The 14,189-nt window shown below is 70.5% G+C and carries 12 protein-coding genes; 6 read left to right on the top strand and 6 right to left on the bottom strand.

Going from position 1 to position 14,189, the window contains the following annotated elements; all coding sequences use genetic code 11:
- Window positions 1–41: 41 nt before the first annotated feature.
- Complete coding sequence (locus tag ACFWXC_RS14995; RefSeq protein WP_384478631.1) at window positions 42–875, bottom strand: LuxR C-terminal-related transcriptional regulator; 834 nt, start codon at window positions 873–875, stop codon at window positions 42–44.
- A 127-nt stretch (window positions 876–1,002) separates the two neighbouring features.
- On the opposite strand from ACFWXC_RS14995, the gene ACFWXC_RS14990 reads away from it, so the two are divergent.
- Window positions 1,003–2,673 (top strand): AMP-binding protein, encoded by a 1,671-nt coding sequence (locus ACFWXC_RS14990; RefSeq protein ID WP_384478628.1) that lies wholly within the window; start codon window positions 1,003–1,005, stop codon window positions 2,671–2,673.
- Complete coding sequence (locus ACFWXC_RS14985) at window positions 2,670–4,274, top strand: AMP-binding protein (RefSeq protein ID WP_384478624.1); 1,605 nt, start codon at window positions 2,670–2,672, stop codon at window positions 4,272–4,274. The genes ACFWXC_RS14990 and ACFWXC_RS14985 overlap by 4 nt, the downstream gene beginning before the upstream one ends.
- A 38-nt stretch (window positions 4,275–4,312) precedes the next feature.
- Here the strand turns inward: ACFWXC_RS14985 and ACFWXC_RS14980 are convergent, their stop codons facing one another.
- Window positions 4,313–4,987: a hypothetical protein gene (locus ACFWXC_RS14980; RefSeq protein ID WP_384478621.1), complete on the bottom strand. Its 675-nt coding sequence runs from the start codon at window positions 4,985–4,987 to the stop codon at window positions 4,313–4,315.
- 198 nt (window positions 4,988–5,185) lie between these two features.
- Here ACFWXC_RS14980 and gcl point away from each other — a divergent pair, with 198 nt between their 5' ends.
- Entirely contained in the window at window positions 5,186–6,970 is a 1,785-nt protein-coding gene (gene gcl / locus ACFWXC_RS14975) for a glyoxylate carboligase (RefSeq protein WP_384478618.1), read from the top strand.
- Window positions 6,971–7,194: 224 nt separating this feature from the next.
- On the opposite strand, the gene ACFWXC_RS14970 is transcribed toward gcl, so the two are convergent.
- From ACFWXC_RS14970 to ACFWXC_RS14955, 4 genes are all read right to left on the bottom strand, one after another.
- Entirely contained in the window at window positions 7,195–7,440 is a 246-nt protein-coding gene (locus tag ACFWXC_RS14970) for a hypothetical protein (RefSeq protein ID WP_351729710.1), read from the bottom strand.
- 374 nt (window positions 7,441–7,814) lie between these two features.
- Window positions 7,815–9,305, bottom strand: a complete 1,491-nt coding sequence (locus ACFWXC_RS14965) for a catalase (RefSeq protein ID WP_384478614.1) — start codon at window positions 9,303–9,305, stop codon at window positions 7,815–7,817.
- 173 nt (window positions 9,306–9,478) lie between these two features.
- A complete protein-coding gene (locus ACFWXC_RS14960; protein ID WP_384478611.1) occupies window positions 9,479–10,369 on the bottom strand; it encodes a 2-hydroxy-3-oxopropionate reductase in 891 nt (296 codons plus the stop codon).
- Window positions 10,370–10,507: 138 nt separating this feature from the next.
- Complete coding sequence (locus ACFWXC_RS14955) at window positions 10,508–11,347, bottom strand: TIM barrel protein (RefSeq protein WP_384478608.1); 840 nt, start codon at window positions 11,345–11,347, stop codon at window positions 10,508–10,510.
- 134 nt (window positions 11,348–11,481) lie between these two features.
- Between ACFWXC_RS14955 and polX the strand changes: the two genes are divergently transcribed.
- From polX to ACFWXC_RS14940, 3 genes are all read left to right on the top strand, one after another.
- Complete coding sequence (gene polX / locus ACFWXC_RS14950; RefSeq protein ID WP_384478605.1) at window positions 11,482–13,221, top strand: DNA polymerase/3'-5' exonuclease PolX; 1,740 nt, start codon at window positions 11,482–11,484, stop codon at window positions 13,219–13,221.
- A gap of 224 nt (window positions 13,222–13,445) precedes the next feature.
- Entirely contained in the window at window positions 13,446–13,700 is a 255-nt protein-coding gene (locus ACFWXC_RS14945; protein ID WP_384478602.1) for a hypothetical protein, read from the top strand.
- Window positions 13,697–14,065 carry a helix-turn-helix domain-containing protein gene (locus tag ACFWXC_RS14940; protein WP_384478599.1) on the top strand — a complete coding sequence of 123 codons (369 nt, stop codon included), beginning with the start codon at window positions 13,697–13,699 and terminating at the stop codon, window positions 14,063–14,065. The genes ACFWXC_RS14945 and ACFWXC_RS14940 overlap by 4 nt, the downstream gene beginning before the upstream one ends.
- Window positions 14,066–14,189 lie beyond the last annotated feature (124 nt).

Genomic DNA, 14,189 nt, shown 5'->3' with positions numbered 1-14,189 from the left:
AATTCAAAGCGCGCATGCATGAATGGAATGGGTTCCCTCCGCTACGGCAACAACCCCGTCCGACGAGCCGCCGACACTGCCTCCCCTCGGGTGTGTGCGCCCAGTTTCCGCATCGCCGAGCGCAGGTACCCCTTGACCGTCTCGGGTCGCAGCCCGAGCCGCTCGGCCACCGCCGCGTTGGTCGCGCCGGCCGCCACCCAGGCCAGCACATCCAGCTCCCGGGGCGCCAGTGTTCCCTCGGCCGCAGGTGCCGGGGTGGTCAGCATCCCGCAGGCGGCGAGCAGTTCGGCGCGCAGTTCGGGGTCGGCGATCCGCGGGGCCAGCGCCCGCAGCGTGGCATGCGCCTCCCGCACCTGTTCCCAGGCGCCCCCCGGATCCGGTACGGCGGCGGGCTCCGGGCGCGCCGCCGCCAGCAGGCCCCGTGCCTCGTCCCGTACGACGAGGGCCTGCTCCACGTCCCGTGCCGCCGCCACCGCCGCGCCCAGGGTGCGGTCGCCCAGCGGCTGGGCGGTGCGCAGCGCGCCGTACAGCACGCCCCGCACCCGGCGCCGGACCACCACGGGCACCGCGAGAACCGAGCGGATGCCCTCGGCCGCCACCGGGATGTCGTACTCGTGGCTGATCTGCCGGGAGACGGAGTAGTCGGTGACCGCGCACGGACGGGCCAGCAGGACCGCCCTGCCGCCCAGGCCGTTGCCGGAGGAGACCGCGAGCGAGCGCAGGGCGGCCGTGTTGGTGCCGGTCAGCTCGCTGATCCGGACCTGTGGCCGGTCGGCGTCGACCAGCCCGCCGAAGGCGATCGGGAGCCCGGTGGCGCGCCGGAGTCTGGCCAGCGCACCGCGTATCTCCACCGCCCCCGCGATCTCTGCTGCCACCTGTCCTGCCCCTTCGACCCGGCCTCGTGCTGTCCACACCCCCGTACGGGGGTAGTGAGACCTGCATCACGGATTACACGATGCCAGAGAGCCGCCCGGCAATGGTCCGGTACCGAAGGAGACGCGTATGACGAGTGCGACGGAGGACTTCCGCAGGGCACGGGACTTCCTGCTGGAACACCGTACGGACTATGCCACCGCTTACGAGGGCTTCGTATGGCCGCGTCCGGACCACTTCAACTGGGCGCTCGACTGGTTCGACGTCATCGCCGAGGGCAACGGCCGCACCGCCCTGCACATCGTCGAGGAGGACGGCACCGAGACGAAGCTGTCCTTCGCCGAGCTGTCCGAGCGCTCCGACCGGGTCGCGAACCATCTGCGGGCGCGGGGCGTCGAGCCGGAGGACCGCATCCTCGTCATGCTCGGCAACCAGGCCGAGCTGTGGGAGACCGCGCTGGCCGCGATGAAGCTGCGCGCCGTCGTCATCCCGGCCACCCCGCTGCTCGGCCCGGCCGACCTGCGCGACCGCGTCGACCGGGGCCGGGTGAAGCACGTCATCACGCGCGCCGAGGACGCCGCCAAGTTCGCCGAGGCGCCCGGGGTGTACACCCGGTTCGCCGTGGGCGGGCCGGCGGAGGGCTGGGAGGCGTACGAGGACGCGTACGTGGCCTCCGACGGGTTCCTGCCGGACGGGCCGACGCTCGCCGACGACCCGCTGATGCTCTACTTCACCTCGGGCACCACCGCCCGGCCCAAGCTGGTCGAGCACACCCACACCTCGTACCCCATCGGGCATCTGGCCACCCTGTACTGGATCGGCCTCAAGCCGGGCGACGTCCATCTGAACATCTCCTCGCCGGGCTGGGCCAAGCACGCCTGGTCGAACCTGTTCGCGCCGTGGAACGCGGAGGCGACCGTCTTCATCCACAACTACAGCCGTTTCGACGCGGGCCGGCTGATGGCCGAGATGGACCGGCACGGGGTGACCTCCTTCTGCGCTCCGCCGACGGTGTGGCGGATGCTGATCCAGGCCGACCTGACCCAGCTGCGCACCCCGCCCCGTGAGGTGGTGGCGGCCGGCGAGCCGCTCAACCCCGAGGTGATCGAGCAGGTGCGGCGGGCCTGGCACGTCACCATCCGGGACGGGTTCGGGCAGACCGAGACGGCCGTGCAGGTCTCCAACAGCCCCGGGCAGCCGCTGAAGACCGGCTCGATGGGCCGGCCGAGTCCGGGATACCGCGTCGAACTGCTCGACCCGGTGTCGGGCGCGCCGGGGGTGACGGAGGGCGAGATCGCCCTCGACCTGTCGGCGCGGCCGGTGGGCCTGATGACCGGGTACCACGGGGACGCGGACCGTACGGCGGAGGCGATGGCCGGCGGCTACTACCGCACCGGTGACATCGGCTCCCGGGACGAGGACGGCTACATCACCTACGTCGGCCGCGCGGACGACGTGTTCAAGGCGTCCGACTACAAGATCAGCCCGTTCGAGCTGGAGAGCGCGCTCCTCGAACACGAGGCGGTGGCCGAGGCGGCCGTCGTCCCGGCGCCGGACGAACTGCGGCTCGCCGTGCCCAAGGCGTACATCGTCCTTGCGGCGGGCTGGGAGCCGGGCCCGGACACCGCGAAGGTGCTCTTCGAGCACTCCCGTCAGGTCCTGGCGCCGTACAAGCGGGTCCGCAGGCTGGAGTTCGCGGCGCTGCCCAAGACCGTCTCCGGCAAGATCCGCCGGATCGAACTCCGCGAGGCCACGGCGGCCGGGTCGGCGGACGAGTACCGCGAGGAGGATTTCCGGTGAGCACCTCTTACACACACGGCACGAGCGGGACCGTGCTGCTCGGCGACACCATCGGCGCCGACCTCGACCGGGCCGTCGCGGCCTGGCCGGACCGCGAGGCACTCGTCGACGTGCCGTCCGGGCGGCGCTGGACGTACGGCGAGTTCGCCGCGGACGTGGACCGGTTGGCGTACGCGCTGCTGGCGAGCGGGGTCGCCAAGGGTGACCGGGTGGGGATCTGGGCGGTCAACTGCGCGGAGTGGGTGCTCGTCCAGTACGCCACCGCCCGGATCGGGGCGATCATGGTGAACATCAACCCGGCCTACCGCACCCACGAGGTCGAGTACGTCCTCAACCAGGCCGGGATCTCCCTCCTGTTCGCCTCCGTCAGCCACAAGAGCAGCGACTACCGGGCGATGGTGGAGGAAGTGCGGGGCAGGTGCCCGCAGTTGCGGGAGGCCGTGTACATCGGCGACCCGACCTGGGACGCGCTGCTGCGGCGCGGGACACCCGACCTGTACGAGGACTTCTGGACGCGCAGGAGCGAGCTGTCCTGCGACGACCCCATCAACATCCAGTACACGTCGGGCACGACCGGCTTCCCCAAGGGGGCCACGCTCTCCCACCACAACATCCTCAACAACGGTTACTTCGTCGGAGAGTTGATCTCCTACACCGAGCAGGACCGGATCTGCATCCCGGTGCCCTTCTACCACTGCTTCGGCATGGTGATGGGCAACCTGGCCGCCACCTCGCACGGCGCCTGCATCGTGATCCCGGCCCCGTCCTTCGACCCCGAGGCCACCCTGGAGACGGTCCAGCGGGAGCGCTGCACCTCCCTCTACGGCGTGCCGACCATGTTCATCGCGGAGCTGAACCTCCCCGACTTCGCCTCGTACGACCTGTCCTCGCTGCGCACCGGCATCATGGCGGGCTCGCCCTGCCCGGTCGAGGTGATGAAGCGGGTGGTCGCGGAGATGCACATGGCGGAGGTCTCCATCTGCTACGGCATGACCGAGACCAGCCCGGTGTCCCTCCAGACCCGTATCGACGACGACCTGGAACACCGCACCGGCACGGTCGGCCGGGTGCTGCCGCACCTGGAGGTCAAGGTCGTCGACCCGGCCACCGGGGTCACCCAGCCCCGAGGCGCGGCAGGCGAGTTGTGCACCCGCGGCTACAGCGTGATGCTCGGCTACTGGAACGAGCCCGAGAAGACCGCGGAGGCCGTCGACCCCGGGCGCTGGATGCACACCGGCGACCTGGCGATGATGCGTGACGACGGGTACGTCGAGATCGTCGGCCGGATCAAGGACATGATCATCCGGGGCGGCGAGAACATCTATCCGCGCGAGATCGAGGAGTTCCTCTACGCCCACCCCAAGATCCGGGACGTCCAGGTGGTCGGGGTGCCGCACGAGAGGTACGGCGAGGAGGTCCTGGCCTGTGTCATCCCGCACGACCCGGCCGACCCGCCGACCCTGGAGGAACTGCGCGCCTTCTGCGCGGGCCGCCTGGCCCACTACAAGGCGCCGAGCCGGATCCAGATCCTGGAGACCTTCCCGATGACCGTGTCGGGGAAGGTACGGAAGATCGAGCTGAGGCAGACCTACGGAGGCTGAGCCTCTCCGTTCGCCGGGCGCCGTCCAGGACCACGGTCTCAGACGGCGCCCGACGCGTTGAGGCCGTCCGCGAGTTCGTTGACCGGCTGCGGCGTCCCCGTCAGGTCCAGAACGAACAGCGGCACCCCCAGCGCGTCGGCCCGCTCACGCGCGTCCTCGGCGTACCCCGCGAGGGAGAAGTACACGCAGCCGGAGTCCTCCGTCATCGCCGTCAGCCACAGGCACTCCACGTCCCGCAGCGAGGCCGGCCGCACGGTCGGGTCCACCTGGGCGACCAGACCCCGCGCGGCCAGGCCGATGCCGTTCGGCGGACGCTGGTCGGCGCGGCGTATGTTCCGGTAGCCGAGCCAGCGCAGATAGAGCGCGGCGGCGGTGACCGCGTCCCGGGCGGTCCGGATCGTGACCGGCTGGAAGGGCGGCCGCGGCTCGGGATCCGGCCCGGGCGCGGACTCGGTCCCGGCCACCGGCACGCGCAGTACCGCCCCGCACGGGCAGCCCAGCTCCGGCCGCGGCCACTGGTCCCGGCGGCCGCAGGAGCCGCAGCTCACCGTCACCCAGTCCTCGTCCCAGGCGCGGTGCGCCACCGGCGTCGGCGGGGCCGTGCCGTCGAGGGACGGGGTGACCGGGGCACCGCAGGCGCAGGGGTACGACGGCGCGGTGTAGACGTGCTCGCGCGTACAGGCCGGACAGCGCACCGGCACGCTCTCGGACATGGCCCCACCTCAGGCGTCGCGTCGGTTCAGCGATCCCATGGTGCTCCCGCAGGGGCCCGGTTGTCCGTCCCTTGACGACGTTCGCCCCCGCGCTTACATTGATTTCAGATAGTAGAAGTTATTTTCCGTATTGCGGAATTATGCTCACCGCGGGGCGCGACGGGAGCAGGCATCCGACAGCCGAAGCAGGAGTACTCGATGGCTCGAATGACCGCTGCCCGCGCGGCAGTTGAGATCCTCAAGCGCGAGGGCGTCAGCGCCGCGTTCGGGGTGCCGGGCGCGGCGATCAACCCGTTCTACGCGGCACTCAAGGCCTCCGGCGGCATCAACCACACCCTCGCCCGCCATGTCGAGGGCGCCTCGCACATGGCCGAGGGCTACACCCGGACCCACCCCGGCAACATCGGCGTCTGCATCGGCACCTCCGGTCCGGCCGGCACCGACATGATCACCGGGCTGTACTCGGCCACCGGCGACTCCGTCCCGATCCTCTGCATCACCGGCCAGGCGCCGACCGCGGTGATCCACAAGGAGGACTTCCAGGCCGTCGACATCGCCTCGATCGCCAAGCCGGTGACGAAGATGGCGGTCACCGTGCTGGAGGCGGCCCAGGTCCCCGGCGTCTTCCAGCAGGCCTTCCACCTGATGCGCTCCGGCCGCCCCGGCCCGGTCCTGATCGACCTGCCGGTCGACGTCCAGCTCACCGAGATCGAGTTCGACCCGGAGACCTACGAGCCGCTCCCGGTCTACAAGCCGGCCGCGACCCGTGCCCAGATCGAGAAGGCGATCGGTCTGCTGAACGCCTCCGAGCGGCCGCTGATCGTCGCGGGCGGCGGGGTCATCAACGCGGATGCCGCCGAACTGCTGGTGGAGTTCGCGGAGTTGACGGGGATCCCGGTCGTGCCCACCCTCATGGGCTGGGGCGTGCTCCCCGACGACCACGAGCTGAACGCCGGCATGGTCGGCCTGCAGACCTCGCACCGCTACGGCAACGCGACCTTCCTGGAGTCCGACTTCGTCCTCGGCATCGGCAACCGCTGGGCCAACCGCCACACCGGCAAGCTGGACGTCTACACGGCCGGCCGGAAGTTCGTGCACGTGGACATCGAGCCGACCCAGATCGGCAGGATCTTCGCTCCCGACTACGGCATCGCCTCCGACGCCAAGGCCGCGCTGGAGCTGTTCGTGGCGGTGGCACGGGAGCTGAAGGCGGCGGGCAGGCTGCCCGACCGGAGCGAGTGGGCCGCCGCGACCCAGGAGAAGAAGGCGACCCTCCAGCGCCGTACCCACTTCGACGACATCCCGATCAAGCCGCAGCGCGTCTACGAGGAGATGAACAAGGCCTTCGGTCCGGAGACCCGGTACGTCTCCACGATCGGCCTCTCGCAGATCGCCGGCGCCCAGATGCTGCACGTCTTCAGGCCGCGGCACTGGATCAACTGCGGCCAGGCGGGCCCCCTCGGCTGGACGATCCCGGCCGCGCTGGGCGTCGCCAAGGCCGACCCGGAGGCCTCCGTCGTCGCCCTCTCCGGCGACTACGACTTCCAGTTCATGCTGGAGGAGCTGGCGGTCGGGGCGCAGCACAAGATCCCGTACGTCCATGTCCTCGTCAACAACTCCTACCTGGGCCTGATCCGTCAGGCGCAGCGGGCCTTCGACATCGACTTCCAGGTCAGCCTGGAGTTCGAGAACATCAACTCGCCGGAGCTGGGCGTCTACGGCGTCGACCATGTGAAGGTCGTCGAGGGCCTGGGCTGCAAGGCGATCCGGGTGACCGACCCGAACGAGCTGGGCGCGGCCTTCGAGCAGGCCAAGAAGCTGGCGCAGGAGCACCAGGTGCCGGTGGTGGTGGAGGCGATCCTGGAGCGGGTCACCAACATCTCGATGTCCACGACCAACGACATCGGCAACGTCGTCGAGTTCGAGGAGATCGCGACCGAACCCGGCCATGCGCCGACGTCCATCAGGACGCTGAAGGTCTGAGCCGCCCCGCAACGGCAGGGGCACGACAGCCGGGGCACAACAGAGCGGGCGGTCCATCCGGAGGGATGGGCCGCCCGCTTCGCGTTGTGGGTGACACGGGGCCCGCCGCCCCCGTGCCGGCGGGCTCCGTGTGGAGTGAATATGCCCGTCGACCGGGGCGGTTGAAGCGTGCTGAACAAGATTCAGAGCTTGATTTGAGGATTCGTCATCCGCTTCACCCGGGTTCAGGGGCTTTCGGGATGCTCGGTGAGCCCCGGCCAGTCGTCCGGTCCGCCGCCCTGCCACTCGATGAGGTCGCTCTCCTCGACCTCGATCCGGTCCAGATCGGCCATCCGCAGGATCTCGATCACGTCGTCGAGGTGTGAGGCGAGCCCCAGGGTCACCTCCCCCTCGGTGACCCGTCGGGAGCCGTCCAGGGCGGGAGCGTGCACGACGATGTGCGGGAACTCCGTCGGTGGGTGCGCTGTCATGCCTTCAGCGTGCTGCGGCCGGCGCGGATGCGCACGCCGAAGCGCGGACGCGGGTACGCCGAAGCGCCGGAGCGGAGGATACGGACGGTTCCGCATCCGGCGCTCCGGCGCTCGGCGAGGGTTCTTCGGCTGTGGCCGTCCGACGGCGCGAGGCTGGGCGCGACAGGTCGTTCGCGCCGCCGGACGGGGTCTGGAACGGCTGGGACCGCGGCGGGTGCGACGGAGCCGGGGCGCGCTTCCCTCTGGTCGAGAAGGGCGCTCGGTTCCTTCACCACCGCACTGGCTCGCACGCCGCCGCGGTCCGTGCCACGCCCGCGCACCTCCGGCCGGCCACCCCTCATCCGGGCCGTCCGGCCGTGCGCGGGCCGTTCGTGTCAGTCCTCGCGCAGGGCGTGGACCGCCTCCTCCACGCGCTTGCCGTACTCCGGGTCGGCGGCGTGGAAGTGGGCCAGGTTCTTCTCGATCACGTCGTCGCGGGAGACCTGTGCGAGGCCGCCGGCGATGTTCGCGACCAGACGCCGCTTCTCCTCCTCGGACATCAGCCGGTACAGCTCGCCCGCCTGGTAGAAGTCGTCGTCCTTGGTGTGCGGCGGGGCCTCGTGGGTGCCGGTGTGACCGGTGACGGCCAGCGGAGCCGCCAGCGGACGGCCGGTCTCCACCGGGCCGTCGTAAGAGTTCGGCTCGTAGTTCTTGGCGTACCGGCCCTGCGGGTTGGCGGCCATGAGGCCGTCCCGGCCGTAGTTCTGCGCGGTCGTCGCCTTCGGGGCGTTGACGGCCAGCAGGGTGTGGTTGACGCCCAGGCGGTAGCGGTGCGCGTCCGCGTAGGCGAACAGGCGGCCCTGGAGCATCTTGTCGGGGGAGGGGCCGATGCCCGGCACGAAGTTGTTGGGGGAGAACGCGGCCTGCTCGACCTCGGCGAAGACGTTGTCCGGGTTGCGGTCCAGGACCAGGCGGCCCACCCGCTGGAGCGGGTAGTCCCGGTGCGGCCACACCTTGGTCAGGTCGAACGGGTTGAAGCGGTAGTCCGCCGCCTCGGCCGCCGGCATGATCTGGACGTGGAGGGTCCAGGACGGGTTGACGCCCCGCTCGATGGCCTGGAGCAGGTCCGTCTGGTGCGAGTTGGGGTCCTTGCCCGCGAGTTCCGCCGCCTGCTCGCCGCTGAGACTGCGCACGCCCTGGTTGGTCTTGAAGTGGTACTTGACGAAGAAGGCCGCGCCCTCGGCGTTCGTCCACTGGTAGGTGTGCGAGCCGTAGCCGTTCATGTGGCGGTACGACGCCGGGATGCCCCGGTCGCCCATCAGCCAGGTCACCTGGTGCGTGGCCTCGGGGGCATGCGCCCAGAAGTCCCAGACGTTGTCCGGCTCCTGACGGCCCGTGAAGGGGTCGCGCTTCTGCGAGTGGATGAAGTCGGGGAACTTGATGGGGTCCTTGATGAAGAACACGGGGGTGTTGTTCCCGACGAGGTCGTAATTGCCCTCTTCCGTATAGAACTTGACGGCGAAGCCGCGCGGGTCGCGGACGGCGTCGGCGCCGCCGAGGGAGTCGGCGACCGTCGAGAACCGCAGGAAGACCTCGGTGCGCCGGCCGACCGTGCTCAGGAAGTCGGCGCGGGTGAAGCCGGTGACGTCGTCGGTCACTTCGAAGTACCCGTACGCGCCACTGCCACGGGCGTGCACCACCCTCCCCCACTGCCTTAAGGGCGTGGGAGGTGCCCCCACCGGGATCCGCTCACGGTTGAAGCGCGCGAGCTTCTCGAGGAGGTGCTGGTCCTGGAGGAGGAGCGGGCCGCCGACGCCGGCGGAGGCGGAGTTCTGGTTGTCGGCGACCGGGGCGCCGGACTCGGTGGTGAGCACGCGCTTCGACATCGTGGACCTTCCGTGCGGGTGTCAGCGGAAATTCATTTCCGCTTTGTGGAGCCTAGGATCGGGTCGGCTGAGGCGTCAACAGTTTGTTGAAGTGGTTTCCGGGCGGCGCCGGCGCCTGGGCGCGACAGGACAGTTGTCAGCGCCGGCGCCGCCCGGAAGTCGTGGGGTGCGGCTCAGACCTGGGCGCCGGAGAGGCGCTCCACCGCGCGCAGCAGCGCGGAGTGGTCGAGGCCGCCGTCGCCCTGTGCACGCAGGGAGGCGACCAGTTGGGCCACCACGGCGCCGACCGGCAGGGCCGCGCCGACATTGCGGGCCGCGTCGGTCACGATGCCCATGTCCTTGTGGTGCAGGTCGATCCGGAAGCCCGGAGCGAAGTCGCGGTTCAGGAAGTTGTCCTTCTTCCGCGTCAGCACGGTCGAGCCGGCCAGGCCGCCGTTCAGCACGTCCAGTGCGGCCGTCAGGTCCACGCCGGACTTCTCCAGGAAGACCACGGCCTCGGCGCACGCCTGGATGTTGACGGCGACGATCAGCTGGTTGGCGGCCTTCACGGTCTGGCCGGAGCCGTGCGGACCGCACAGCACGATGGTCCTGCCCAGCGCCCCGAAGATCGGCTTCGCGGTGTCGAAGTCGGCCTGCTCGCCGCCGACCATGATGGACAGCACGGCCTCGACCGCCCCGGCCTCGCCGCCGGACACCGGCGCGTCCAGGACGCGGACGCCCTTGTCCCGGGCCGCCTTCGCCAGGTCGACGGAGGTCTGCGGGGTGATGGACGACATGTCGATCAGCAGCGTGCCCGGCTTCACGTTCTCCAGGATGCCCTCGGGACCGTAGGCGATGGCCTCGACCTGCGGCGACGCGGGCACCATCGTGATGACCACGTCGGCGTCGCGCACGGCCTCGGCGATCGAGGAGGCCGCGGTGCCGCCGGCCGCGGCCAGCCGGTCCAGCTTCTCCCGCTCCAGGGTGAAGCCGGTGACGTCGTAACCCGCCTTGACCAGGTTCTCGGACATGGGGGAGCCCATGATGCCGAGGCCTATCCAGGCGATCTTGGGGAGTGTGCTCATAGGGGGTGCCTCTCTGACTGCTGTGATACGTCTGCTGCTCGGCGGGCGTCGCCAAAAGCAGCCCGTCCGGCGATTGAGGACGAGGCCGTTCAGGCCGAAGCGGGGGTCTGGGGGCGGCAGCCCCCAGTGGCGGTCACCTCAACGGGCGGCGCGCTGCTCCACCGGCAGCCAGCCGAAGGCCTCCGCGCTCGGGCGGTCGCCCGGCTTGTACTCCAGGCCCACCCAGCCGTCGTAGCCGGCCTTCCGCAGCTGGTCGAGCAGCTCCTCCAGGGGGAGCGAACCCGTGCCCGGGGCGCCGCGGCCGGGGTTGTCGGCGATCTGCACGTGGCCGGTCTTCGCCGCGTACCGCTCGATCGCCGACGGCAGGTCCTCGCCGTTCATGGACAGGTGGTACAGGTCCATGAGGAAGCGCGCGTTGCCGAGCCCCGTGGCCTCGTTGACCTTGTCGACGACGCCGACGCCGGCCGGTGCGCTCACCAGCGGGTACCGCGGGGACTCGGGCCGGTTGAGGGTCTCGATCAGGAGCACCGCGCCGATCTCGTCGGCCGCGCGGGCCGCGAGTGCCAGGTTCTCCAGGGCCAGCGCGTCCTGCCCGGCCGGGTCCACGCCCTCGACGCGGTTGCCGTACAGCGCGTTGAGCGCCTTGCAGCCGAGCGACTGGGCGAAGCCGGCCGCCACGTCGATGTTGGCGCGGAACCTCCCGGACTCCGCGCCCGGGATCGACAGGGCGCCCCGGTCGGGGCCGGGCAGTTGCCCGGCGTAGAAGTTCAGGCCGGTCAGCCGCACGCCCGCGTCCTCGATCGCGCTCTTCAGCGCGTCGAGCCCGGACCGCTCGGGGGTGGGGGAGTCGACCCAGGGCCACCACAGCTCGACCGCGCCGAAGCCGGCCGCGGCGGCGGCCGCGGGGCGCTCCAGCAGCGGGAGTTCCGTGAAGAGGATCGACAGGTTGACGTTGAAGCGCTGCTCTGCAAATCCCATGGGGGTCGGCGCTCCCTTCCGCTTGTCTGTATTTCCGTATTACGGAAGTTGATTTCTGCTTAATGGAAGACTGCCTGTGCCCTGGGAGAGCTGTCAAGAGCGCCCGCGCAAAACCCGCGCCCTACCCTGAAGGCATGGCACGGTCCAACGACGAGGTTGCCGCCCTGCTCCAGGAGTACGCGGACCTGATCTCGATCACCGGCGGAGACACCTTCAAGGCGCGGGTCTACGAGAAGGCCGCCCGGGCGGTCGGCGGTCACCACGCCGACGTCGCCACGCTCGACCTCAAGGGGCTCCAGGAGATCCCGAACGTCGGGAAGTCGATCGCCCAGAAGGTCCTGGAGTTCTTCGGCCAGGGCAGCGTGTCCGCCGTGGAGGAGCTGCGGGCGAAGATCCCGGCCGGGGTACGACGGCTGACCGCCATCCCCACCCTCGGCCCGAAGAAGGCGATGGCGGTCTACGAGGAGCTGGGCGTCTCCTCGGTCGAGGAACTCGCCGACGCCATCCACCAGGAGCGGCTGCGGGATCTCAAGGGCTTCGGGCCGAAGACCGAGGAGAACATCCTGCACGGCATCGAGCTGCTCCGGTCGGCAGGGGGCCGGGTGCGGATCGACGTCGCCATGGACCTGGCGGAGAGCATCGTCGGCGCGCTGTCCGCGGTGACCGGCTGCGAGAAGTGCGCGTACGCCGGGTCACTGCGCCGGTTCCGCGAGACGATCGGTGACATCGACATCCTCGTCGCGGCCAGGAAGTCCGCGCCGATCATGCGGGCGTTCACCGAACTGCCCTACGTCACCGAAGTCATCGGGCAGGGCGAGACCAAAACGTCGGTCCGCACCGGCAAAGGGCTCAACGTCGACCTGCGGGTCGTACCGCCGGACTCCTGGGGCGCGGCACTCCAGTACTTCACCGGCTCGAAGGCCCACAACATCCGCACCCGCGAACGGGCCGTGCACCAGAAGCTCAAGCTCTCCGAGTACGGGCTCTTCGACGTCGAGAGCGGCCAGAAGATCGCCTCCGGGACCGAGGAGGAGGTGTACGCCCGCCTCGGCCTGCCCTGGATCCCGCCGACCCTGCGCGAGGACCGCGGCGAGATCGAGGCGGGGGTGCGGGACGAGCTGCCGGAGCTGGTCACCGAGGCCGACCTGCGCGGCGACCTGCACACCCACACCGACCTCACCGACGGGCTCGCACCGCTGGAGGAGATGGTGGAGGCGGCGGCTCGGCGCGGCTACGCCTACTACGCGATCACCGACCACGCGCCCGACCTGACCATGCAGCGCATGACCGACGAGCGGATGCTGGCCCAGCGCGAGCGGGTGCGCGAGCTCGACGGCACCTACCCCACCAAGGGCCGGCGCGACGGGCTGCGGCTGCTGCACGGCACCGAGCTGAACATCGGCCCCGAGGGCGAGGTGGACTGGCCGGACGACTTCCTCGCCGGGTTCGACCTGTGCGTGGCGTCGATCCACTCGCACTTCAGCCAGAGCCGCGAGGCCCTGACCCGGCGGCTCGTCCGGGCCTGCGAGAACCCGCACGTCCACATCATCGGCCACCCCACCACCCGCCTCATCGGCAGGCGGCCCGGCATCGACGCCGACCTCGACGCGGTCTTCGACGCGTGCGCCCGCACGGGGACGGCCCTGGAGATCAACGCCCACCCGGACCGCCTCGACCTGCGCGACGAGGACATCCTGCGGGCCCGGCGGCACGGCGTGAAGTTCGCCGTGAACAGCGACGCCCACGCCGTCCCCCATCTGGCCGTCATGCGGTACGGCATCGGCACCGCCCAGCGCGGCTGGCTCACCAAGGACGACGTGATCAACACCTGGCCGGAGCGACGGCTGCGGAGCTTCCTGCGCAAGCGCGGCTGAGCCGGGAGGCTGCCACGACGCCTCCGCCGGCAGACCGCGAGCAGGGCTGATCCACCGGACGAACGGCCTGACCGAGGGCCGGGCGGAGGGGCGCCCCGGTCGGCTAGGGTCGGCTCGTGGCGGACGCAGCGGCTCCGTCGCGGTGGAACTGACTGGCCCAGGGTGCGTCGCGGCTGTGCAGCGGTCGGCCGAAGTGCAGGTCAGGGACGTTTTCTGGGGGCACAATGCGATTGAGAGTGGAGTTCACGACCGAGCCCTTCGACCTGGACGAGGCACCCGCGCACGCGCTGGTCGCCCGTGAGGTCATCGAGGGTGCTCAGCTGGACGCGGTGGACGTCGGGCCGTTCGGGAACACGGCCGAGGGCGGCGCCGACGCCGTGCTCGGCGCCGTGGACGCGCTGCTGCGCCAGAGCCTGGAGGCCGGGGCCACCCGGATCTCGCTCCAGGTCAACGTGGTGGGGGAGGGCGGCGACAAGTGACCGGAAACGCGGACGAGCCCTTCATCACGGCCGTGAAGCCGCTGGTCGACGCCATGGGCGGGGAGATGCTCCCGCCCGACGAGGCCGGCACCGACGACGTCGTCCTCGCCTGGGAGGGCGTCGACGTGGTCGCCGTACGGCTGCCGCAGCTCGCCGACTCCCTCGATCACATCCTGGTCGCCATGGAGCGCAAGCAGGGCAAGCCGCTGGCCGACCTGGACCGCAAGGCGAAGCAGGAGGTCGTGCGCATACTGGAGGCGCGGGGCGCCTTCTCCGTACGGCACGGTGTGGAGACCGTGGCGGGCGCGCTCGGCGTGAGCCGCTTCACCGTCTACAACTACCTCAACCGCGAGAAGGAGAACTGACCCGCGGGGTGCGTCCCGGGGTTGTTACGCGGAATTTTCAACAAAGTGTTGACGCTGGGTTCCGGAGGGCGTTAGCTAACGGCAGCCCGTTCAGCACGAAGGCCGCCTACGGCCACGGAGGCTC

This window comes from Streptomyces sp. NPDC058683 (genome assembly GCF_042716195.1).
In the GTDB taxonomy this organism is placed as follows: domain Bacteria; phylum Actinomycetota; class Actinomycetes; order Streptomycetales; family Streptomycetaceae; genus Streptomyces.
This window is presented reverse-complemented; position numbering and strand designations above follow the sequence as displayed.

Coding starts and splice junctions, on each gene's coding strand:
- ACFWXC_RS14990 (WP_384478628.1), top strand. CDS start 1,003: ATGACGAGTGCGACGGAGGACTTCCGCAGGGCACGGGACTTCCTGCTG.
- ACFWXC_RS14980 (WP_384478621.1), bottom strand. CDS start 4,987: ATGTCCGAGAGCGTGCCGGTGCGCTGTCCGGCCTGTACGCGCGAGCAC.
- gcl (WP_384478618.1), top strand. CDS start 5,186: ATGGCTCGAATGACCGCTGCCCGCGCGGCAGTTGAGATCCTCAAGCGC.
- ACFWXC_RS14970 (WP_351729710.1), bottom strand. CDS start 7,440: ATGACAGCGCACCCACCGACGGAGTTCCCGCACATCGTCGTGCACGCT.
- ACFWXC_RS14965 (WP_384478614.1), bottom strand. CDS start 9,305: ATGTCGAAGCGCGTGCTCACCACCGAGTCCGGCGCCCCGGTCGCCGAC.
- ACFWXC_RS14960 (WP_384478611.1), bottom strand. CDS start 10,369: ATGAGCACACTCCCCAAGATCGCCTGGATAGGCCTCGGCATCATGGGC.
- ACFWXC_RS14955 (WP_384478608.1), bottom strand. CDS start 11,347: ATGGGATTTGCAGAGCAGCGCTTCAACGTCAACCTGTCGATCCTCTTC.
- polX (WP_384478605.1), top strand. CDS start 11,482: ATGGCACGGTCCAACGACGAGGTTGCCGCCCTGCTCCAGGAGTACGCG.
- ACFWXC_RS14945 (WP_384478602.1), top strand. CDS start 13,446: ATGCGATTGAGAGTGGAGTTCACGACCGAGCCCTTCGACCTGGACGAG.